Here is a 20904-nt window from a genome sequence, read left to right as displayed (position 1 = left end):
CACCCACAACAGGCGATTTTTCATGGCCCAATGCTGCCGCGGATACGCTCGCCGGTGCGACCGTGCGCTTCGTCTTCAGTAAAGCTGCAGGGGGAGGATGTCCCGACCGTCGGGGCCGACCATCAGACCCCAGCTGTCATTGGCCGCGACCTTGATCGTGCTGTCATGCGCGGGTTTGCCAGCGGCCCTGATTGTGACCTTGTAGGCACCGGGCGGCAGTTCCATCGTCGGCCCGTTCGGATTCTGCGGACCGCCTACGCCGGGCCCAACCTTGATCGTCTTGTTATTGACGCTGACCGACACTTCGGCATCGCCCATATTTCCGAACAGCAGCCGAACCTTGCCCGGTGCGGGTAGAATGCCGGCCTTTGTTGCTTCTGTGGGATGGCGCACGACAAGACTGACCGTGGTCTCATCGTTGCGACGCTCCAGCTTCAGCATGGCGGGACCGCCGGGGGCCTTGAAGGCCAGCATGGCGGTGTCGGGCTTGATGACCGTGCTTTTTGTATCTTCCTGCCACTGTCGCTGCGTGAGTTCGCGCCGGTAGAACGCCAGAACAGAATCCAATCCGGCAGGAATGGAGGCGTTCAATTCATGCCGGAATGGTGCGCCACCGGGCAGCCCGGATTTGCCGAGCGATCGCAACGTCCGCTGTTTCGGGGTAGGATAATCGGCATCGCCATCGGATTCGAGAACCTGTTCGATACTCTTGGCGTTGTCCGTCGTGGTCTTGTTGCCGGCAGAGGCTGCAACAGGCGCGCCCTTCAGGCCCGAGCCTGTCGCCGTAACATTCACCTTCGGGCCCATCTGCATCGCCGTCAGCGCGATGCTCTGACCGCTTTTGCTGAAATTGAGCACCACCATGTTGGGATTGTTGATGACGGATGGCATGGCCTTCCAGCCGAGCGTCTTCATCCCGCCACGATAGAAGTCCGCGATAGCGCCGGCGCTGGAGGTGCTTGCAAATTCAAGCTTGCCGGCTTGTCCGTCGAATTCCACTTCGCTGGCCGTGTCGGGCACGGGAATGGGTACAGCGGAGCCACTCATCGTGCGGAGCGGAGCTTCCGGTCCACGCGCCGACTGTGCCGCGGCGCGTCTCGCATTGTCTTCGGCAATCACAGCCTGGCCAAATGAAAGCGCATCCTTCATGAAGCGGTCGTCTGCTTCCTTTTTGGCCTTCGCGCGCGCTGCGATCACAGATGGCAGAACCTGCACGTCGATCTGCACGGTGGTCAGATCGTATTTGCGACCAATCTGCATCGTCGCAGTTTCCTCCGGGGAGGTGAATGCGAGCGAGGCGCGATCGGCGGTGACGACGGTGTCCTTGCTTTGTTCGATCCAGCCTTTCTTGCCGAGTTCGCGGCGATAGAAGGCGAGCACGGGGCCAAGCTCTGCCGGGATCAGCGCATGCGCTTCACGCTTGATGGAATCTGCGCTGCCGGTGGTTCCGGCGGATTTGATGCGCTCCGGCTTTGGCAGGCCGGCAGATTCAGAGCCGGCGACCAGCTCCTGCGGGAGTGCGAATGGCGCGACGCGAATCTCGACACTGGTCTTGCTGTCGGCGCCTCGTTGCAGGGTCAGCATCACTGGCAATTGCCGGGTGTTGCCGTCGCGGGTGAAATAGACACGCACGCCGTCAGCGATCGTTTCGTCAATCTTCGCGTCCGGCCAGCGAGCCTCCGCCGCACTCGCGGATAGTGGCGACCAGCCCAATGCAGCGAGCTCTTTCTGAAAGAAAGCCAGCGTTGCGTCGACCGTTTCAGGGGTCGCGCATCCGAGATATGGCCGCCGCTCGTCATAGATGATGTCGGTTGCTCGTTCGGGGAAGGGCAGATTCACTTCCAGGCGCTGCGAGCTGTAGCTGACGCCGGACCGGTCCGTTCGGCTGCCGTCGGTCATAAAAGATGCCGACACACCCTGCGCGCCCTTCTTGTACCAGCGACTGCGCTTCGAGGCCTCGAATGGCGGCGTGTAGGCGATCCAGCCATCGGCGGCGAGTAATCTATCGGTGCTGGCAATGGTATCTGCAACGGTGCCCGCGCCAAAATAGCTGGCGCTGAGGTTAGGATATTTGGCGGCTTCCGGCCGGGCCGTCGCACCGTCGATGTACGGCAGCGTCCTCACATCCACCAGGCCGTCTTCGGCGCGGCAGGCCAGCGAGCCGCCGGCGATGGCTGTACTGACAAGCAGGGCCAACAGAGAGTGTCTGGCCGCGAACTGCATCACGCGCTTGCTTGAAAACATCACTGAAAGCCTCCGACGTTTGGTGACGCGCATGCAAAAGCGCCGCCCACTAGGGCAGCGACATCATTTGCGCGGGGCACTCAGTGTGAGTTCCGAGAGGTGTTGCTTTGGTTCAACCGGTGGACTGGCGCCGGGTAATCCGTCCATTCGCGACGTCGAAGATCTCGCCGGAGGGGCCGATATCCCCGAAAGCAGCAGGATCAGCGCCGGTCATCCAGACCTGGGCGCCCAATTTCGCGAGTTCGCCGAACAGCGACTTGCGCCGGTCAGGGTCGAGATGGGCGACGACTTCGTCGAGCAGCAGCAGAGGCGTGATGCCGGTCATCTCGGCGACCAGCGTGGCATGTGCGAGCACGAGGCCGATCAGCAGCGCCTTCTGTTCGCCGGTGGAGGCGTCGCGCGCCGGCATGTTCTTCGGCGCATAGATCACCTGCAGGTCGGTGAGATGCGGGCCGTCGAGTGTACGGCCGGCAGCGGCATCGCGCGGGCGACCATCACGCAGAATCTGGCGATAGCGATCTTCGACCGCTGTGGCCGGCTCATTGACCAGCGCATTCTCCATCCATCCATCGAGCATGATGAGTGCGGATGGAAAGGCCGAGGCTTCGCCGCGGACGCGCAGCATCTCTGCGAGCCGCATCGCGGTCTGGCCGCGCATGGCTGCGACAGCAACTGCGAGTTCGGCTGTCTCGCGCTCGATGGCATCGAGCCAGTGGCTGTCACCGTTGCGCTCCTCGAGCAGGCGGTTGCGTGAGCGCAGACTTCGCTCGAGCGCGGAGACGCGACCGGAATGGTCCTTGTCGATGGCCAGCACGAGGCGGTCGAAGAAGCGCCGGCGTTCGGAGGCGGCACCCATGAACAGCTGGTCCATCGCGGGCGTCAGCCACACCATGCGCAGGTGATCACCGAATGCCGTGGCAGAGCCTACCGGCTCGCGATCGATGCGACAGCGACGGCTGGTGGAGGCGCCTTCAGCGGTGGGGGCATCGATTCCGGTGCCGAGCGTAGCGAGGCCCACTTCGCCTTCGACGGTCGCTGATACGGCCCATGAACCGTCACCTTCGTTATTCGCAACGTCTTCAAGCGTCGCGCGTCGCAGGCCGCGGCCTGGCGACAGAAACGAGATCGCCTCGATGCAATTGGTCTTGCCGGCGCCGTTCGGGCCGACGAGAGCGACCATGTTCGCCGACGTCTCCAGCGATGCCGCGCGATAGCTGCGGAAGTTGGTGAGCGACAGGCGATGGATGCGGGAGGCGGTCATCGGCAAAATTCTCTCGTCATGCCCGGCCAAGCGCGAAGCGCTGCTTCGCTCGATGTGCCGGGCATCCACGCCCTTGCGGAATGGCCGTTAAGACGTGGATGGCCGGGACATCGAGCGAAGCAACGCTTCGCGTTAGGCCCGGCCATGACGACATCTAGTGAGTCTATGCGGCGCCAGAAGGGGCCTCACACCCGCATTGGCATCAGCACATAGAGGGCACCCTTGGCGTCCTTGTCCTGCACCAGCGTCGGCGAGCCTGGATCGGCGAGGCGCAGTACGGCGACTTCGCCTTCGATCTGGGCGGCGATGTCCAGCAGGTAGCGCGAGTTGAAGCCGATATCGAGCGCGTCGGAGGCGTATTCGACCTCGAGCTCTTCCGTCGCACTGCCGGAATCCGGATTGGTTACCGACAGCACCAGCTTGCCCGCCGACAGCGCGAGTTTCACGGCGCGGCCGCGTTCGCTGGAGATTGTCGAGACGCGGTCGACGGCGTTCTCGAAATCCTTCTTGTCGATCACCAGTTCCTTGTCGTTGTTCTGCGGGATCACGCGGCCATAGTCCGGGAACGTGCCGTCGATCAGTTTCGAGGTCAGAACCACATTGCCAAGCGTGAAGCGGATCTTGCCCTGCGACAGCTCGATGGTGATCTCGGCTTCCAGATCCTCGATCAGGCGCTGCACTTCACCAACCGTCTTGCGCGGCACGATGACGCCCGGCATGCCGTCGGCGCCCTTGGGCAGTTTGAGGTCGATCTGAGCCAGACGATGACCGTCGGTGGCGACGGCACGCAGGGTTGCTGCGGTCGCGGTGCCGGCGGCGTGGAGATAAATGCCGTTGAGATAATAGCGGGTCTCTTCGGTGGAGATCGCAAACTGCGTACGGTCGATCAGGCGCTTGACGTCGGAGGCGGGCAGCGCAAACGAATGCGTCATCTCACCGGCGGCGAGATCCGGGAAATCATTCTCCGGCAGCGTCTGCAGGGTGAAGCGCGACCGGCCGGCGCGGATCGCCATCACCGAGCGGTCGCCATCGGCTTCGAGCACGATCTGCGAGCCGTCCGGCAGCTTGCGGACGATGTCGTAGAACATATGCGCAGGTACGGTGGTGGAACCGGCGGTGCCGACTTCGGCGGCCAGGGTTTCCGTGACTTCAAGGTCGAGGTCGGTGGCCTTCAGCGACAGCCGGGCATTTTCGGCGCGGATCAGCACATTGCCCAGGATCGGAATCGTGTTGCGGCGCTCGACCACGCGATGCACGTGGCTCAGCGACTTCAGGAGTTGCGCGCGTTCGACGGTGACCTTCATAACAAAACCCGCCCGATTCAATCCGGTGTCGTGTGGAAATGCCCGGCAGCCCGAACGGGCGCCGCGGCGATGACACCCGCAAGCTCGATCAAGTGGATTTTGCTCAATCCCGCGGGGGACCGCAAGGTGGCGTGGATGGCCGGGAAGCGCAAGAGAGATGCGCTTCCGGCCCCCAGTTTTGACGGTTAACACCCCCGTCCTGCCCCCGGTGCGCGCTTCGGCGCGCCGGGACGGGACGCTTTACTCCTGCAGCTGGCGCTTCAGCGTTTCGACCTCGTCCTGCAGGGCCACGTCCTTGCCGACCAGCGCCTCGATCTTGCGTACGGCATGCAGAACGGTGGTGTGATCGCGGCCACCGAAGCGGCGGCCGATTTCCGGCAGCGAGCGCAGCGTCAGGGTCTTGGCCAGATACATGGCGACTTGGCGGGGGCGCACGACATTCGCGGTGCGGCGCGACGACAGGAGGTCGGACCGGCTGACATTGTACTGGCGCGCGACGACACGCTGGATGTCCTCGATCTTGATGCGCTTCGGCTCCTGCGGGCGGATCAGGTCGCGTACTTCGCGCTCGGCCATTTCCAGCGTGACCGGCGTAGCATTCAGCTTCGAATGCGCCAGCAGGCGATTGATCGCGCCTTCGAGATCGCGGCCGTTATGGGTGATGGTACGGGCCAGATAATCCAGCACCGGCTCCGGCACGTCGAATGAGGCGTGATGCGCACGGGCGGCGGCAACGCGCGATTTCAGGATGCCCAGGCGCAGCTCTTCGCCGAGCGAGCTCATTTCGACGACGAGACCGCCGGCGAGGCGCGAACGCACGCGTTCGTCGAGGCTTTCCAGATCCGACGGCGGGCGATCGGCGGCGATCACGACCTGGCGGCCGGCATCGATCAGTGCATTCAGCGTGTGACAGAACTCGGCCTGCGTGGTCTTGCCCTGCAGGAACTGGAGATCGTCGATCACCAGCACGTCGATGCCGCGCAGCGCTTCCTTGAAGGCGAGCGCCGTCTGGGTCTTCAGCGCAGCGACGAAGCCGTACATGAACTTCTCGGCGGTGAGATACAGCACCTTGCGGTCGGGGCTGGAATTGCCGGCCCAGGTCACGGCCTGCAAGAGGTGAGTTTTGCCGAGGCCGACGCCGGCATGGATATAGAGCGGATTGAACATCACCGGATCGCCGCGACGACCTTCCGCCACCTGACGTGCGGCGGCGTGGGCCAGCGTGTTGGCGCGGCCGAGCACAAAGCTCGCAAAGGTCAGGCGGGGATCGAGTGGCGAGCCGCCGAGTGCTTCATGGCTTGCGGACACCGGCGCGGTGGCCGTGGCGCGGAGTTCGGGTGCCGGGCGGTTGGTGGACGTTTCGGTGCGGCGTGCTTCGGCTGGCGCGACGGCTTCCTTGTTCGCGGGCGCAACGTTGCGCATCGCCGAACGCACGGTGAGATCGACGCGATGAACCTGCGGCATTTCGGCCTGCCAGGCGTTCAGCACGCGCTCGGCATAGTGGGCCTGGATCCAGCTCTTCAGGAATCGGGTGGGTACCGAAAGATGGACGCTGTCGTCCTGCACGCTTTCGAGATCCATCCGCGCGAACCAGCTGGAGTAAACGTCTTCGCCAACCGTCGACCGCAGCCGACCTTTCACGCGAGACCAGTGATCCTGTTCCATATTAGCCATTGTCAGAGAGCTTTTCAGATAGAGTAAGTGTCCGGCACACCGCTGCCGATTGAATGTCCGCGTATGAAGACGCGGGGTGACCTCGTGTGACGCGTCGTCCTCGGGCACAGCTCCGCAAACGGCCTTCCGGCCGAGATCAGATCAGTGATGTCGAAGAGGACCTCGTCGCGAGGTCAGCGCGTACTGGACGGTCTGTCGGGAGCGTGGGCGGAGGTGCGGGTCGCCGCCATATCTGAACGAGACGCAGATCGCTGTCGCTGGAATGCTGTCGTGGTCGATTTGCGCATAAGTCCTCCCCCGCTCGCCGCGGTCGCTCGCGGCAAGATGTCAGTTCACATGTGGTTCAAAGTCAGTCCGCAACGCTGAACATCGAAACTCGTTCAGTCGCATTCCCGTGTCGTCGTCTTGCCCGCTCGCCTGCCCGCTTACTTCCGCACCGTCAGCTTTGCTGGTTGCGATTGGCCGGTGCGCATTTCTTTTCAAAGCATCCGAATGGATGCCCGAGAAATTTCGACACAGAACAACCCTTCCCATATTGCTATGGGCTGCGATCCGATCAAAGCTTGGAAGGTGTCGCTAACCTGAAGACCGTCGCTGATCCTAAGGTCCGTCCTGGTTCTTAAATCGCTCTGATCTCAAGAACCGCGGGCGCCGCGAGTGATTTAAGAAATACAGCACGCCCGGTTTCTCGCAACGGAATCATTTTTGAGATGCCCCGCAAAAGCCTCACTTGCGCCGCGCGGAACGCGTCGTGATTTTTTTGACGATGCGTCAAGGTTTTGAATCAACGCGCTGAATCGTAATGTGACAGTGCCGTTGCAGATTCGATCCAGCGAAAAAAGAAATTCATAATTCATTTACGAATGAAGGCAGCGAGTCCTCGTTTTCAAACTGGTTCGCTTCGCTATGCCGATAAGTGATTAGTGCCGCGCGTTTTTTTCTGTGCGTTGAGTCAGGGTAACCCTAGACATCGGACTCAGTATCGCGGCGAGAGGCGCTTGCTTTTTCGGAATCGCGCTGACGCAAGCAATAGAGCGGATTGGGGCTCGCTTTGATGCGTTGTCTGTTCCTGCCGTGTCGTTGAAGAGACATGACGAGACACGCATCATGCAAGCATGCAGCCGTCTTTGCGCTTCATCAGAATTTGTGACGCGATAGCGCGAGCGCATTGCGGCATAAAAAAGCCCGGCGCGAAGCCGGGCTTTTAGAAAGAATGTTGTCGTCAGATTACTGCGCGAGCTTCGCGATCTGATGAACGAGGCGCGAGACCTTGCGGCTCGCGAGGTTCTTGTGAACGAGGTTGCGCTGAGCAGCCTTCATCAGTTCAGGCTCGGCGAGCTTCATTGCCTTCAGCGCCGCTTCGCGGTCGCCGCTCTTGATCGCCGCCTCAACGGTGCGGACTGCACCGCGCATCTGGGTGCGGCGGGACTTGTTGACGATGGTGCGGCGGGCAATCTTGCGCGTCGCCTTCTTGGCGGAGGTCGTATTGGCCATATCTCACTATCCTTCAGCAGCGTCCCGTCTCGGGCGCCGGGCTGATTGACGTTTGCCGCTCGACTGCGGCCAACGCTGATCTGTTTCCGGGGTGTTCCTGAAAATGCTATCCCCGGAGCGGCAAAGCTCACGCAACTCACGGGGCGCGCCGCTCAAAGAACAGCGGCGGCGGGATTGCGCCCACCGCCATTGGCGCTCCTTATAGAGTGCCCAATTTCCACCGTCAACGCTTTCCGGCTGTGCTTTTGGACGGAAAACAGCCACAGAGCGGCGGTTAAGTTGCTGAAGAGGTTGAATTTCTCGGGTTTGCCCGGTATTGCCGGGGGTGAGAGCGATGAGGGGATTCGGATGATCCGCGGGTTTTTCCGCCTGATAGGGCTGTTACTGCTGGCTGGTGGGTTCGTATTCCTGGTCTATGACGGTGCACGCTCGATTGCCGATCAGGCGTTGCGGCTGACCCGGCTCGGGGAGTTCTGGAACGACATCAATCAGGCCAGCCAGCGCTCTTTCCAGGCATTGATCGATGCCAATGCGCCTTTTCTCAGCGGGCTTCTCAAGTTGCTGCTCAACCAGCCGGCCTGGGCCGTCATGGGCGTGCTCGGCATCGTGCTGATGCTGCTGTTCCGGCCAAGCAAGCCGCTGATCGGTTATTCGCGGAACTGAACGGCGCACCAGTGGCGTAACAGACCTGCCGTTTCCGTCGTAGATACCTATATTGCCACTTGAGATACGCGCCGCGGCAGGAGTGAATCCGGTTCTGTCGGCACGGCGTTGTTGGCCCTCAGAGGTGCGTGTTCGTCCAGCGAACCGGAGTCCACTTCGTTCGCGAGCGCGCAGGGAGATGATCCATGCTGTTCATGCGTAAAACCACTGCATTGCCGACCGCTGCCGAAGCGTTGCCCGGTCGCGATACGCCGATCCCCACTGCCAAACATCACTTCGTCCATGGCAGCAACATCCAGCCACCCTATCCGGAAGGCCTTGAGCGGGCGGTGTTTGGGCTTGGCTGTTTCTGGGGAGCCGAGCGCAAGTTCTGGGAGCTCGGTGATGGCATCTATACGACGGCGGTCGGTTACGCCGGCGGTTTCACGCCGAACCCGACCTATGAAGAGGCCTGCTCGGGCCGTACCGGTCACACCGAAGCGGTGCTGGTCGTTTTCGATCCGAAGAAGATTTCCTACGAGCAACTCCTGAAGACGTTCTGGGAAAGCCACGACCCAACCCAGGGCATGCGCCAAGGCAACGATATCGGCTCGCAATATCGTTCCGCGATCTACACCTTCAATGACGCGCAGCGCGATGCCGTTGCCGCGTCGAAGGCGGCATATCAGAAGGCGCTGTCGGCGAAGGGCCTCGGCACCATCACCACCGAGATCGCGCCGGCCGGGAATTTCTACTTCGCCGAGGACTATCACCAGCAGTATCTGGCGAAGAATCCTGGCGGCTATTGCGGTCTCGGCGGCACCGGTGTGTCCTGCCCGATCGGGGTCGGCGTCACGGCCTGACCTGACCACGGCTAAGTGTAGATAAACAACGTCAAAAGCCCGCTTTCGGAATTCCCGGAGGCGGGTTTTTGCTGCCTGATGGAAGGCCATGACAACGGAATTTTAACCATAACAGGCCAGAACCGAAGCTGCCTCTATGAGGGATATGTCCAGTGTCGTCTGCCCGCGCGTTTCGTCTGCCCATGATTGTCGCGGTTGCCGCGCTGGCATTGTCCGGCTGCATGCGGAGACCGGGTCCTGTTGCAGTGGTTGCGCCCGCTGCCGATCTCGATACCCTTGCTTACGGTCGCCCGGGTTACGGGCCGGCAGCAGTGCCGGTTGCTTATGCTCCCCCGGTCTCGACCTATGATGCGCAGTACAAGCTCGATGCCGGCGACAAGCTGCGCGTCGTGGTTTATGGCCAGGAAGGTCTCACCAATTCCTACGCCATCGATGCCGGTGGCGCGATTACCATGCCGCTGATCGGCCGCGTGCCAGCGCGCGGCATGACACCCGCTGCCTTGGCCGCGAGCATCACCGGTCGCCTGCGTAACGGATTCATTCGTGAACCGTCGGTGGCTGTCGAAATCGAAGCCTACCGTCCGTTCTTCATTCTCGGTGAAGTCGCCGCTCCCGGACAGTATCCTTACGTGCCCAATATGAGCGTCGAGAGCGCGATCGCCATTGCCGGCGGTTTCTCACCGCGCGCCAAGCGTGACGAAGTCACGCTGACCCACACCACTATCGAGGGCTCGTATCGCGCCGTAGTGCCGTTGGGTACGCCGATCAATCCCGGCGATACTGTGCTGGTCAGCGAACGCTGGTTCTGATCGCGCGTATCAAGCGCCGTCGTCACCTCAGGCGTGATTTTCTCCGCTTTGCGGAATAGGTCGACGTGCTCCCGATAATTAAAGGCTGCGATGTATGGGCGCATCGGCGTCACGACACGCGCTGCGCTGTATCAGAATCGTCTTCCGCACTGTAAGCAATGGGCAAGCGAGGCCAACTCGCCGGAGCGCCGCTATGTCGGCGCAATCAGATTTGGAGGGGGAATAGATGAAGACGAGTCCGTCGATCAAGGCCATGCGCGGCGTCGCTCTGGCAGCCATCGTGGCGCTGGGAGCGGTGTCGTCGCAAGCATCTGCGCAGACGGCGCAATCCTATCCCGATCGGCGCATCACTTTCGTCGTGCCCTATGCGCCCGGTGGTGCCACCGATGTCGCCGCGCGCCTGCTGGCGCAAAAGCTGCAAGAATCCTGGAAGCAGACCGTCACGGTCGACAATAAGCCGGGCGCCGGTGGCGTGATCGGCAACGACTTTGCCGCCAAGGCTCCGGCCGACGGTTACACGGTGCTCGTTGCCATCACGCAGATCATTCAGGCGCCAAGCCTGATGTCGAAACTGCCTTACGACGCATTCAAGGATCTCGCGCCGGTCACGCAGGTCGCGATCTCCCCGATCGTGCTCGTCGTTCCCGAGGCACAGCCGATGAAATCCGTGAAGGAGCTGGTCGATCTCGCCAAGGCGAGCCCCGGCAAATATCCATACGGCACGTTCGGCAATGCCACCACGTCGCATCTCTATGGTGAGCTCCTGAAGAAGAATGCCGGCATCGATATGACCCACGTGCCGTATCGCGGTGCGGCGCCGCTCTTGAACGATCTGCTCGGCAATCAGGTCACGGCGGCCTTCCTCGACTTCACCACGGCCGGACCGCAGCTCGAAGCCGGCAAGATCCGTCCGCTCGCCGTGGGCGGCGAGAAGCGCAAGCCCAAGCTGCCGAATGTGCAGACCATGGCTGAACTCGGCTATCCCGGTTTCGAGGCTGAAGGCTGGGTCGGCATCTTCGTGCCTGCAGCGACGCCGAAGGACATCGTGAACAAATTGTCCGCCGAGCTGGGGCGCATCATTAATTCGCCGGAAGGGACCGCCGGCCTGCAGGCGGTTAATCTCGTTCCCGTCGGTGACAGCCCCGAGTCGTTTGAGAAGAGCTTGCGCCGCGACTTCGATCGCTGGGCGACGGTGGCAAAGACCGCAGGCGTCAAGGGCGAGTAAGTTGGCCCGGGCCGGTCTCGGCTCTGACCACCCGCGAAATCGGGTGGTCAGTAAACGCAAGGGATCGTGATCAGCCCTGGTGACAAGGCATAATGGATCGCCCGGGCGATGACACCAGAAGTATGACGAGGAGAGACGCGGTCGCGTCTCCTACTTCACCAGATGTTTGGCGAGAAAGCCCAGGCTGCGCTCCCTGGCGAGGTCGGCGCTGGCTTTGTTGTAGCTGGCGCGCTGGTCGCAATTGAAGCCATGTTCGGCGCCGTCATAAACGAAGATCTCGACATCGGGTCGCTTGGCGCGAATGGTCTCGACGTCCGAGAGCGGAATGCCGTGATCCTTTTCACCGAAATGCAGTTGTGTCGGCACGGTCGGCTTGTCGTCGGCAAAACGGACGATAGCGCCACCGTAATAACCGATGGCGGCGCTGAGGCCGGTCAATTTCGTGGCAGCGGCGAAGGCGACGCTGCCACCGAGACAGAAGCCGATAATGCCGACATTGCCGACATCCTTCACTGAATCGATCGCGGCCTGGGTATCGCGCAGCATCGCGGGCCAATCCGGATTGGCAACGAACTTGCGGGCGATGGCTACTTCCTCGGGCGAGTAGCCGGACTGGAAATTGGGCTCGATGCGATCGAAGATCGAGGGCGCCACCGCCACATAGCCTTGCACGGCGAAGCGATCGCAGATCGTGCGGATATGGTTGTTCACGCCGAAGATTTCCTGAATCACCACCACGGCGCCCTTGGGCTTGCCCTCAGGCTGGGTGCGGTAGGCGCCGAGTTTGAAGCCGTCAGATGCGGTCAGCGTGATATCTTGTCCCACGGGGTATTCCATATCGTTGTTGAGGGGTGAGGTCTGTTTGGCGCGGACGGCAGTGCTGGTCCACTCACAAAGCGGCTATTGCCACATCCAGTTCCGGCCCCAGTCGCCCTTCCAGCCGGTCAGGCGTCCCTTGCGAAACTGGAGATAGAGGCGGTCGCGGCGATCGAAGAAGCCGCTGCCGCCGAAGGTACGGATCGCCAGATAGATCTCATGCCCCGGCCGGCCGCTGATATAGGCCAGTGGCGTATCCAGGGCGCGGGCGGCTTCAGCCGTTGCCATGCCGAAGGCCAGCGGGGTGGCGTTTGACAGCGTGGCGGTGAAGGGCAAATCCGGCGCGGTTCCGCCAGGCTGCGAATATGCGGGAGGTGCCAGGGCGAGGGCAGCCGCGAAGCCAGCGATAAATGCGGAAATCTTCATGGCGCGATTGTTTTCCGGATCGGATACCGGCGCAAGGCGGCATTGCTTAAAGTTTTCACGAAGGCCCTAACTGACTGATAGCGCTATCCGCCGGAATGAAAGCTTCCCGGCCCCGATCAGGAAGCATTAACAATACCCATTAAGCTTCAGGAACCGAGTTTCGAGGTATGTATGTCCTGCTTGCGGCCCGTTCGTCGCAATAGATCGAGGGCATATGACCGCTTCAGTCAAACAATCGCCGGCGCGCCGCCGACTGCTTCTGGCATCGGACCGCAGCGATAGCAGCAGCGAACTCGTCGATATTCTGCAGAAGGTCGGCGAAGTCGATGTTGTCCCAACGTCGGCCATTCCGGAGATGCCGCCCGGCGAGCTGTCGGGTATCGTGGTCGATATCAATCTGCGCTCGGCGGAGGCCGTGCAGCGGGTGCGCAACAAGCTGCGCCACAAATCCTATGAAGCGATACCGCGCCTGTTCGTGCTGGCTGACTCGCTGCATCACGGATCGATGCAGGCCTGGGCGCTTGGCGCCACCGATACGATTGCGCGGCCGTTCGATGCACGCGGCGTCATGCAACGCATCCGTGCTGCATTCCCGAACCCGCATGACGAAGACTTCTCCACCCGCGGCAAGGCGCTGAATCGTGGCGTCGAAGCCGCCCATGCGGTGATGGTCAAAATATTCGAGAAGTTGCCCGCCGGCGTGCCGCTCACCTTCAACGACGTGATGCAGGCCGAGAACCAGATTCTGAAGGCCATCAAGCGCACGTCGCTGCGCGAATGGCTGGCCGCCGTCGGCCGTCATCACAATCACAGCTATCGTCACTGCCTGTTCGTGACGGGTTTCGCGGTGGCCTTTGCGCAGCATCTCGGCATGCGCGACGAAGATCAGCGCCGTCTCACACGCGCAGCCCTTGTCCATGATGTGGGCAAGGCCTTCATCCCGGTCGCGATCCTGGACAAGCCGGGCAAGCTCACCGAGGAAGAGACGCTCGAAATCCGCAAGCATCCGCGTCTCGGCTTCGAGGCACTGGTCGCGCAAGGTAGTTTTCCGCGCGAGATGCTCGACGTGGTGCTGCATCACCACGAATTCCTGGATGGCAGCGGCTACCCCGATGCGCTGGCTGGCGACCAGATCAGCGACATCGTGCGCTTGATGACCATCGTCGACATCCACGCAGCTCTGGTTGAACGGCGCGCCTATCGCATGGCTTTCACGCATGCCAAGGCGTTCGAGATCATGGAGCAGATGGGCGACAAGATCGACCAGCAACTGCTACAGGTATTCCGCCCGGTAGCCCTCGGCGCATAAGCGAGGTTCGTCTCAGGCGAGCAGCTTGCGCAGCTCCGCCTTGGCGACCTTTTCCAGCGTCGAACGCGGCATCTCGTCGACGAAATGGATTTCGCGCGGCACCTTGAAATCCGCCAATCCGCTTTTACAGGCTGCTATGACATTGTCATGCAGCACCGGCGGTGCATTTGCCACGCCGGCATGCGGAATGATGAAAACCACGGGCACTTCATCCAGCATGGGATGCTTTTTGCCGACGACGGCGGCTTCGCGAACGCCGGGCACCGTGATGACGATCTGTTCGATTTCCGATGCGGCAACGTTCTCGCCACCGACCTTCAGCATGTCCTTGGCGCGGTCGCCGAATTTGATATAGCCACGCTCGAGTAGCGTGACGCGGTCGCCAGTGATGAAGAAGCCGTTCGCGTCGAAACTGTCTGAGGTTGCGGCCTCGTTGTGCAGATACTCCTTGAACAGCGACAGGCCGGGAATGCCCTTGATCGTGAGATTGCCCGTCTCGCCCACGGCGGTCGGCGTGCCGTCGTCATTGGTGACGCGGATGCTGTATTCGGTTGCGGCGCGACCGATGGCCATGGGCGTATTGGGCTGATCGACCTCGCCGATGATGCCGTGGGTGATGGTCTCGGTCATGCCCCACCAACCGATGATCTTGACGCCGAATTTGGCGAAGGCCGGCGGATCGCAGAACGACGCACCCCACATTCGGAAATGATGCTTCGGCACTTCATGTTCGAGGAGCGCTTTCATGCAGAACGGGATTGTCGAAAGCCAGGTTGCGCGATGTTCGGTAGCGACGGACCAGAACCGGCGCGCGGAGAAGCGCGGCTGGAGCACGATGGAGGCGCCGACCCACAGTGTCGCGAGCATCGAATAGGCCAGTGCATTGGTGTGGAATAGCGGCAGATAGGTCATATGCGTATCGAACGCATGCAGGTCCTGATGCGCCGCGTTCACCTTGCCACCCCACAGCGCATTGGCATGGGTCCATAGCACGGCCTTGGGCCGCGACGTGGTGCCCGACGTATATTGCACGCTGCAATGCGCCCAGGGATCGACAGGGCGGCGCGGGCGCTCGGCGCTGTCGGCGAACAGGGATTCGAACCGCTCGGCCTTGCCGACGGTGTGCCCTTCAGACGATGTGCCGGCGTTGTGGGATGTCACCGCGATCCAGCGCAATTTGCGGCAATTGGTGGCGACAAGCTCGGCATAGGATGGCTGGGTGATTGCGGCGACTGCGCCGCAATGATCGGCGAAATATTCGATCTCCGCAACCGACGAACGGGTATTCGTGGTGACGGCGATGGCGCCGAGTTCGACGCAGGCGAACCAGGCCAGCAGCATCTCGACGCAGTTATCGAGGTGGATCAGCACATAGTCGCCCTGGACGATGCCGCGTCTGGCAAGTCCTGCGGACAGTGCGCCGACGCGATCGTGAAATTCGCCATAGGTCCATGGCCGCGCAGGTGCATCGAATGGCGACCAGATAATAAAGGGGTGATCGCGCCGCGTTTCCGCACGCATGCGCAGCAGCCACGGCACATCCATGCCGTCGAACGGGCCGATCGAGCCGGGAATCATGACGGGCTTCGTGGCGGGCTGGTGGGGCATGTATCCTCCGTCGAAAACCGCTCGAGGACCGCTTGCGCGGTACGGCTTTCCTATTTTTGTTTTTGCGGAGGATGTTGTGCCATCGGCGGCGGCGCGGCGCAAACCGCCCCGGCCTGCAGGATCAGCCTATTTCGTAAGATGAAATTTCGATCAGGCTACCATCGGGATCCCGGCAATAAACCGAGCGCAAGGTGCCGCGCGCGCCCTGTTTAGCCACCGGACCTTCCTCGATGGCGACGCCGCAGGCGCCGAGATGCGCGATCACCGCGTCGGGCGGTGATGCCGTGAGAAAACAGAGGTCATCGCTGCCCGCTTTCTCGTGGTCGGCCGTAAACCACTCGACCTTATCGGCGCCGATCGGTCGCAGATTGATCTTCTGCGCGCCAAAACTCACCGATGTGCGCGGCAACTTGCCCGGACCGGGATCGAACACCTTCACCTCCATACCCAGCACGCTTTGATACCAGGTGGCAGAGCGCTGGACGTCAGCGACGTTGAGGACGAGATGATCGAGGGCCGTGACGGTGAGGGGCATGAATGGTCCTTGGCTTTGCCTTGACGTTTCTTTGGGCTGGTGCCGCAGGTGTGTCGCACTGGCCGATAGTTGAATTGTTTGGTAGATACGGGCGTTGTCAATTCAACACACGCTGACCGCGCGCAAAGTTGCGGCAGCCGGAGGGAATAAAATATGACTTCACGTCGCGCCGCGATCGGTCTGATTGCGCTGGGCTTTTCTGCTTTCGTGTCATCGACCGTCGTTCCTGTCAGCTCGGCGCTTGCTCTGGATTATCCGACGCGGCCGGTGCGTTTCGTGGTTGGCTATCCGCCCGGCGGCGCCACCGACATTCTGGCCCGCCTGATCGGTCAGCGGCTGTCGGAAAAGCTCGGTCAGCAGTTCATTGTCGAGAACAAGCCGGGCGCCGGCAACAATATCGGCACCGAATCCGTCATCAATGCGGAGCCCGACGGCTACACCGTGCTGCTGGTCAATCCGGCGAACTACATCAACGCGACCCTGTATCCGAAGCTGAGCTTCAATTTCGTGCGCGACATTGCCCCGGTGGCTGCGTTCCACCGCACGGCCAATGTGATGACAGTCAACAAGGACATCACCGCAAAGACCGTTGCCGAATTCATCGCCTATGTGAAGGCCAATCCGGGCAAGGTGAATCTCGCCTCGTCGGGCAACGGCACTTCGGTACATCTCTCCGGTGAGATGTTCATGATGATGTCGGGCGCCAAGATGCAGCATGTGCCCTATCGCGGCGCCGCGCCTGCGATCACCGACATGATGGGCGGTCAGGTGCAGTTGATCTTCGATAATATGCCGTCGATCATTCAGCACATCCGTTCCGGCAATCTGCGTGCGCTGGCGGTGACGACCACCGAGAAGTCGCCGCTGTTGCCCGATGTCCCGACCGTTGCGGAAACCGTGTCGGGTTATGAGGCCAGCGCTTTGTTCGGCATGGGCGCGCCGAAGAAGACGCCGCCGGAGATCATTGCGAAGCTGAACACCGCGGTGAACGAGGTGTTGGCTGAGCCGGCAATCAAGGCGAAGCTGATTGATCTCGGGGGCGATCCGCTGATCGGGCCGCCGGAGGCGTTCGGCAAGATGATCGTCGCGGAGACGGAGAAGTGGGAGAAAGTGGTCAAGGCTGCTGGTCTTAAGGTCGAATGAACCCATGCGGCACTATCGTGTCCAACCCTCGTGATTGCGCCTGTGTAAGTGCGCGATCACGAGACCGGGATGTGCCGGAGCCTGCGGGAACGTTCATCCGCAGGCTCTGTTGCTTTCTGGAGACGTCACAGGACCGCTACCGCGGAGGAAAAGACATGATGCGTAATCTGATGCTGGCCGTACTCGCTTTTGGTGGTGTTTCGGCTCTGGCTTCTGGCCCTGCCATTGCTGCTCCGGCCTATCCCTATTGCATCCAGTCGCAGGCCTTCGGGACCGATTGCTCCTATCCGAGCTATGAAGCGTGCCAGGCCACCGCATCGGGGCGCGGCGTCGATTGCATCGTCAATCCGCGTCTGGCGTTCAGTCCGCAGCCTTACGGCGAGCCGCGCCGCAGTCGGCGTTCGGTTGCCTATTAAGGCCCATCTTCATGGCGGCGACGGCTATGTTTTTGGCTTCGTCGCCAGCCAGATGACATGACGGGCGCCACCGCGTGTGCCGGTGGCGCGGATCTTGATTTCCTCGGCGTTGAAGCCTGCTTTGCCGAGCAGTGCCGTGAATTTGTCATATGGAAATGACGACCAGACGGCCAGTACGCCGCCCGGACTGAGCGCGGCCTGGGCCGCGCGCAACCCTTTCAGGTCATAGAGTGCATCGTTCGATTTTCGCGTCAGGCCCTCGGGCCCGTTATCGACGTCGAGCAGGATCGCATCATACTTGCCGCGTGCACCGGCGATGGCTTTAACGACATCGCCTTCGACAATCTCCACACGCGGATCGCTCAGGCTGTCGCCAGATAGCTCGGCCATTGGGCCACGCGCCCAGGCGACGATTGCGGGTACCAGTTCGACCACGGTGATCTTCGCTTTCGGGCCGAGCACCTTTAGCGCAGCGCGCAATGTAAAGCCCATGCCATAGCCGCCGATCAAAAGCCGCGGCGCCTTCATGTCCTTGAGGCGAAAGCAGGTGAGCGTCGCCAGCGCTTCCTCGGAGCCGAACAGCCGACTGCTCATTAGCTCGTTCTGGCCGAGCTTGATGGTGAACTCGTGCCCACGCTGCATCAGGCGTAGCGGCACGCCGCCGCCGGGTACTTCGGTTGTATCGATCAGTTTCCAGGGAAGCACGGGTGTCTTTCATCAAGCGATTGCGCGGTGGCAGGTGGTAGCGCGAGAACCGAGTTCTGCGCAACTCGCCTATCATGCAAGGCGCTACAGCAATTGAGTTCGCTCGTGTCGCAGGACTTTCAATTGCACCGCGCGATCAGACGCGGGGTTCCGGTCCCCGGAATAGCTTCAACATATCGCTGCATCTTTTTTAAAGAGAGTACTTCGCTCGGCAGCTCCATTCGCCGTTTTTAACGGGCGGATAACTAACCGAACGAGTTGTACCGATGCCTTGATAGAACGGAATTGCAAACGGTATCTGGTGCTTCTAAGCAGAATGAAGACCAATGCATCTTCGGGTTGCGCGTTGCGCGGCAAGACGAAGACGCTTTCGTCGGGGCCGAATGATCTTCAACTCATCGAGAGGAATAGAATGACCAGAATTCTGCACCTGATGGCGGCATGTCTCGTCGCCATGTTTATCGTCTCGACACAGGCAAGTGCTGCGCCGATGATGGGCCAAAGCATCGCTGTCGAAGCGCATGTGATCCCGGTCGCGGGTGGCTGCGGTCCGAACGGCTGGCGCGGTCCCTATGGCGGCTGCCGCTATACGCCCTATTACGGCCCGCTCCCGGGCGGTTACTATCAGGAAGCTCCGGTGATGGGTAATGGCTGCCCTCCCGGTTACTGGCGCGGTCCGTGGGGCCACTGCCGCAACACGCCTTATCACGGCAACCTGCCGGGCGGCGGTTGGAAGCCATAAGCCAAACGTGACGCTGCGTCGCACGTCGCAGCGCACGATCTGACAGTCGATCAGCTGAAAGGCCAGCCGCAAGGCTGGCCTTTTTGTTGCGCGCAAACATTGAAGCGCAGCGTTGAATGTGTTGCCTTGGGCCATCAACGGATGCTTGGAGGCGCTTTTATGACGATGCGGTTCACACCAGGTGCGGTGACGCTGGCGGACTGGCGGTCGATCTATCGGGGTGCCGTGCCGGTTCTCGATGAGAGCTGTATTCCCCGCATCAATGCCAGTGTTGAGGCAGTTGCCCGGATCGTCGGCAAGGGCGAACCCGTTTATGGCATCAATACAGGCTTCGGAAAGCTTGCTCATGTCGGCATAGAAGCCGAAAGCATCACGGCCCTGCAGAAAAACATCGTGCTGTCACATTGCGTTGGTGTCGGCGATCCGGCGCCAGCGCCGGTGGTGCGGCTGATGATGTGCCTCAAGCTTGCGAGCCTGGCGCAGGGTTTCTCCGGCGTCCGCATGGAGACGGTCCAGTTGCTTGGCGCCATGATTGCGCATGACATCACGCCCATCGTGCCCGCGCAGGGATCAGTCGGTGCTTCCGGCGATTTGGCCCCGCTCGCGCATATGGCGTCGGTCATGATTGGCGTCGGCGAGGCGCTGACGAAGTCCGGGCGATTGCCGGCGACGGAGGCGCTCGCCAGTGCGGGGCTGCAGCCGATCGAGCTGCAGGCCAAGGAAGGACTGGCGCTGCTGAACGGCACGCAGTTCTCGACGGCCTATGCGCTTGCGGGATTGTTCGAGGCTGAAATTCTTTTCAAGACAGCGCTCGTCAGTGGTGCCTTGTCCACCGATGCCGCGCGTGGCTCGGATACGCCGTTCGATCCACGCATCCATCAACTGCGCAAGCATGAAGGGCAGATCGTATCGGCCCAGGCATTGAAGGAACTTCTCGCCGGCAGCGCGGTTCGGGAGTCGCACCGCACTGGCGACGTCCGTGTTCAGGATCCTTATTGCCTCCGCTGTCAGCCGCAGGTGATGGGTGCCGCGCTGGACGTTTTGCGACAGGTGGCCACGACGCTTCTCACTGAAGCGAATGGCGTCTCTGATAATCCTCTGGTCTTTGCCGACGACGATATCGCGATCTCCGGTGGCAATTTCCATGCGGCGCCGGTTGCTTTTGCGGCGGATATGATGGCGCTTGCGATCTGCGAGATCGGATCGATCTCTGAACGTCGGATCGCCATGCTGGTGGATCCGGTGCTGTCCGGTGTGCCCGCGTTCCTGACACCGAAGCCGGGGCTTAATTCCGGCTTCATGATCGCACAGGTGACGGCGGCGGCGCTGGTATCCGAGAACAAGCAGCGGGCTTATCCGGCCAGCGTCGATTCGATTCCGACATCGGCCAATCAGGAAGATCATGTCTCGATGGCTGCCCACGCGGCGCGCCGGCTGCTGCCGATGATCGAGAATGCGATGGCCGTCATTGCCATCGAGCTGCTGGCGGGCGCGCAAGGCTGTGATTTCCATGCGCCGCTCAAGTCCAGCGATCATCTGGAAAGCGTTCGCGAATGCATCCGGACCGAGGTGGCTCATCTCGACGATGACCGATATTTTCACGACGACATCCAGAAATCGCTTCGCCTCGTGCGATCCGGCGCGATCGTCGCGGCAGCGAATCTCGACGTGATCCCGGGTGTCTAGGG

At 61.5% G+C, this 20904-nt stretch carries 19 protein-coding genes; 9 read left to right on the top strand and 10 right to left on the bottom strand.

The features are described from left to right. Nucleotides 1-75: 75 nt before the first annotated feature. From AB8A27_RS24165 to rpsT, 5 genes are all read right to left on the bottom strand, one after another. Nucleotides 76-2247 carry a hypothetical protein gene (locus AB8A27_RS24165; RefSeq protein ID WP_441244094.1) on the bottom strand — a complete coding sequence of 724 codons (2172 nt, stop codon included), beginning with the start codon at nucleotides 2245-2247 and terminating at the stop codon, nucleotides 76-78. Nucleotides 2248-2356: 109 nt separating this feature from the next. Further along, the gene (gene recF, locus AB8A27_RS24160; protein WP_441244093.1) at nucleotides 2357-3505 is read right to left on the bottom strand and encodes a DNA replication/repair protein RecF; all 1149 of its coding nucleotides are present in this window, start codon (nucleotides 3503-3505) and stop codon (nucleotides 2357-2359) included. A 185-nt stretch (nucleotides 3506-3690) separates the two neighbouring features. Then, nucleotides 3691-4809 (bottom strand): DNA polymerase III subunit beta, encoded by a 1119-nt coding sequence (gene dnaN / locus AB8A27_RS24155; protein ID WP_089263411.1) that lies wholly within the window; start codon nucleotides 4807-4809, stop codon nucleotides 3691-3693. A 240-nt stretch (nucleotides 4810-5049) separates the two neighbouring features. Beyond that, nucleotides 5050-6483 carry a chromosomal replication initiator protein DnaA gene (gene dnaA / locus AB8A27_RS24150; RefSeq protein ID WP_441244092.1) on the bottom strand — a complete coding sequence of 478 codons (1434 nt, stop codon included), beginning with the start codon at nucleotides 6481-6483 and terminating at the stop codon, nucleotides 5050-5052. Nucleotides 6484-7710: 1227 nt separating this feature from the next. Next, on the bottom strand, nucleotides 7711-7977 hold the full coding sequence (gene rpsT, locus AB8A27_RS24145) for a 30S ribosomal protein S20 (RefSeq protein WP_068729934.1): 267 nt from the start codon (nucleotides 7975-7977) through the stop codon (nucleotides 7711-7713). 348 nt (nucleotides 7978-8325) lie between these two features. Between rpsT and AB8A27_RS24140 the strand changes: the two genes are divergently transcribed. The 4 genes from AB8A27_RS24140 (at nucleotide 8326) to AB8A27_RS24125 (ending at nucleotide 11516) form a co-directional block, all read left to right on the top strand. Further along, the gene (locus AB8A27_RS24140) at nucleotides 8326-8640 is read left to right on the top strand and encodes a hypothetical protein (protein WP_092141306.1); all 315 of its coding nucleotides are present in this window, start codon (nucleotides 8326-8328) and stop codon (nucleotides 8638-8640) included. A gap of 185 nt (nucleotides 8641-8825) precedes the next feature. After that, complete coding sequence (msrA, locus tag AB8A27_RS24135) at nucleotides 8826-9482, top strand: peptide-methionine (S)-S-oxide reductase MsrA (protein WP_441244091.1); 657 nt, start codon at nucleotides 8826-8828, stop codon at nucleotides 9480-9482. Between the two features lie 182 nt (nucleotides 9483-9664). Next, nucleotides 9665-10291, top strand: a complete 627-nt coding sequence (locus AB8A27_RS24130; protein ID WP_092141311.1) for a polysaccharide biosynthesis/export family protein — start codon at nucleotides 9665-9667, stop codon at nucleotides 10289-10291. Nucleotides 10292-10517: 226 nt separating this feature from the next. After that, nucleotides 10518-11516, top strand: coding sequence for a Bug family tripartite tricarboxylate transporter substrate binding protein (locus tag AB8A27_RS24125; RefSeq protein WP_441244090.1), 999 nt, complete (start codon nucleotides 10518-10520; stop codon nucleotides 11514-11516). Between the two features lie 150 nt (nucleotides 11517-11666). Here AB8A27_RS24125 and AB8A27_RS24120 read toward each other — a convergent pair whose 3' ends face one another. Beyond that, nucleotides 11667-12341: a dienelactone hydrolase family protein gene (locus AB8A27_RS24120; protein WP_441244089.1), complete on the bottom strand. Its 675-nt coding sequence runs from the start codon at nucleotides 12339-12341 to the stop codon at nucleotides 11667-11669. A 75-nt stretch (nucleotides 12342-12416) separates the two neighbouring features. Continuing rightward, on the bottom strand, nucleotides 12417-12758 hold the full coding sequence (locus AB8A27_RS24115) for a hypothetical protein (protein ID WP_441244088.1): 342 nt from the start codon (nucleotides 12756-12758) through the stop codon (nucleotides 12417-12419). 214 nt (nucleotides 12759-12972) lie between these two features. On the opposite strand from AB8A27_RS24115, the gene AB8A27_RS24110 reads away from it, so the two are divergent. Then, entirely contained in the window at nucleotides 12973-14067 is a 1095-nt protein-coding gene (locus AB8A27_RS24110; RefSeq protein ID WP_441244087.1) for an HD-GYP domain-containing protein, read from the top strand. Between the two features lie 12 nt (nucleotides 14068-14079). On the opposite strand, the gene AB8A27_RS24105 is transcribed toward AB8A27_RS24110, so the two are convergent. Continuing rightward, on the bottom strand, nucleotides 14080-15675 hold the full coding sequence (locus AB8A27_RS24105) for an AMP-binding protein (protein WP_441244086.1): 1596 nt from the start codon (nucleotides 15673-15675) through the stop codon (nucleotides 14080-14082). Between the two features lie 121 nt (nucleotides 15676-15796). Next, nucleotides 15797-16210: a VOC family protein gene (locus AB8A27_RS24100; protein ID WP_441244085.1), complete on the bottom strand. Its 414-nt coding sequence runs from the start codon at nucleotides 16208-16210 to the stop codon at nucleotides 15797-15799. A gap of 153 nt (nucleotides 16211-16363) precedes the next feature. Between AB8A27_RS24100 and AB8A27_RS24095 the strand changes: the two genes are divergently transcribed. Both AB8A27_RS24095 and AB8A27_RS24090 read left to right on the top strand, forming a co-directional pair. Beyond that, a complete protein-coding gene (locus AB8A27_RS24095) occupies nucleotides 16364-17353 on the top strand; it encodes a Bug family tripartite tricarboxylate transporter substrate binding protein (protein ID WP_441244084.1) in 990 nt (329 codons plus the stop codon). Between the two features lie 155 nt (nucleotides 17354-17508). Then, nucleotides 17509-17769, top strand: a complete 261-nt coding sequence (locus AB8A27_RS24090; RefSeq protein WP_441244083.1) for a DUF3551 domain-containing protein — start codon at nucleotides 17509-17511, stop codon at nucleotides 17767-17769. Between the two features lie 24 nt (nucleotides 17770-17793). Here AB8A27_RS24090 and AB8A27_RS24085 read toward each other — a convergent pair whose 3' ends face one another. Continuing rightward, a complete protein-coding gene (locus tag AB8A27_RS24085; protein WP_120287549.1) occupies nucleotides 17794-18474 on the bottom strand; it encodes a spermidine synthase in 681 nt (226 codons plus the stop codon). A gap of 412 nt (nucleotides 18475-18886) precedes the next feature. On the opposite strand from AB8A27_RS24085, the gene AB8A27_RS24080 reads away from it, so the two are divergent. After that, a complete protein-coding gene (locus AB8A27_RS24080; protein WP_441244082.1) occupies nucleotides 18887-19216 on the top strand; it encodes a GCG_CRPN prefix-to-repeats domain-containing protein in 330 nt (109 codons plus the stop codon). A gap of 159 nt (nucleotides 19217-19375) precedes the next feature. Continuing rightward, nucleotides 19376-20902: a histidine ammonia-lyase gene (hutH, locus tag AB8A27_RS24075; protein WP_441244081.1), complete on the top strand. Its 1527-nt coding sequence runs from the start codon at nucleotides 19376-19378 to the stop codon at nucleotides 20900-20902. Nucleotides 20903-20904: the final 2 nt, after the last annotated feature.

Origin of the sequence: Tardiphaga sp. 768_D3_N2_1 (assembly GCF_052076105.1) — a bacterium.
Taxonomy (GTDB): Bacteria; Pseudomonadota; Alphaproteobacteria; order Rhizobiales; family Xanthobacteraceae; genus Tardiphaga.
Note: the sequence above shows the minus strand (reverse complement) of the source record. Positions and strands in the feature narration are given on the sequence as shown.

Excerpts from the sequence above, each read along its gene's own strand:
- recF (WP_441244093.1), bottom strand. The coding sequence starts at position 3,505 with ATGACCGCCTCCCGCATCCATCGCCTGTCGCTCACCAACTTCCGCAGC.
- dnaN (WP_089263411.1), bottom strand. The coding sequence starts at position 4,809 with ATGAAGGTCACCGTCGAACGCGCGCAACTCCTGAAGTCGCTGAGCCAC.
- dnaA (WP_441244092.1), bottom strand. The coding sequence starts at position 6,483 with ATGGCTAATATGGAACAGGATCACTGGTCTCGCGTGAAAGGTCGGCTG.
- rpsT (WP_068729934.1), bottom strand. The coding sequence starts at position 7,977 with ATGGCCAATACGACCTCCGCCAAGAAGGCGACGCGCAAGATTGCCCGC.
- AB8A27_RS24140 (WP_092141306.1), top strand. The coding sequence starts at position 8,326 with ATGATCCGCGGGTTTTTCCGCCTGATAGGGCTGTTACTGCTGGCTGGT.
- msrA (WP_441244091.1), top strand. The coding sequence starts at position 8,826 with ATGCTGTTCATGCGTAAAACCACTGCATTGCCGACCGCTGCCGAAGCG.
- AB8A27_RS24130 (WP_092141311.1), top strand. The coding sequence starts at position 9,665 with ATGATTGTCGCGGTTGCCGCGCTGGCATTGTCCGGCTGCATGCGGAGA.
- AB8A27_RS24125 (WP_441244090.1), top strand. The coding sequence starts at position 10,518 with ATGAAGACGAGTCCGTCGATCAAGGCCATGCGCGGCGTCGCTCTGGCA.
- AB8A27_RS24115 (WP_441244088.1), bottom strand. The coding sequence starts at position 12,758 with ATGAAGATTTCCGCATTTATCGCTGGCTTCGCGGCTGCCCTCGCCCTG.
- AB8A27_RS24110 (WP_441244087.1), top strand. The coding sequence starts at position 12,973 with ATGACCGCTTCAGTCAAACAATCGCCGGCGCGCCGCCGACTGCTTCTG.
- AB8A27_RS24105 (WP_441244086.1), bottom strand. The coding sequence starts at position 15,675 with ATGCCCCACCAGCCCGCCACGAAGCCCGTCATGATTCCCGGCTCGATC.
- AB8A27_RS24100 (WP_441244085.1), bottom strand. The coding sequence starts at position 16,210 with ATGCCCCTCACCGTCACGGCCCTCGATCATCTCGTCCTCAACGTCGCT.
- AB8A27_RS24095 (WP_441244084.1), top strand. The coding sequence starts at position 16,364 with ATGACTTCACGTCGCGCCGCGATCGGTCTGATTGCGCTGGGCTTTTCT.
- AB8A27_RS24090 (WP_441244083.1), top strand. The coding sequence starts at position 17,509 with ATGATGCGTAATCTGATGCTGGCCGTACTCGCTTTTGGTGGTGTTTCG.
- AB8A27_RS24080 (WP_441244082.1), top strand. The coding sequence starts at position 18,887 with ATGACCAGAATTCTGCACCTGATGGCGGCATGTCTCGTCGCCATGTTT.
- hutH (WP_441244081.1), top strand. The coding sequence starts at position 19,376 with ATGACGATGCGGTTCACACCAGGTGCGGTGACGCTGGCGGACTGGCGG.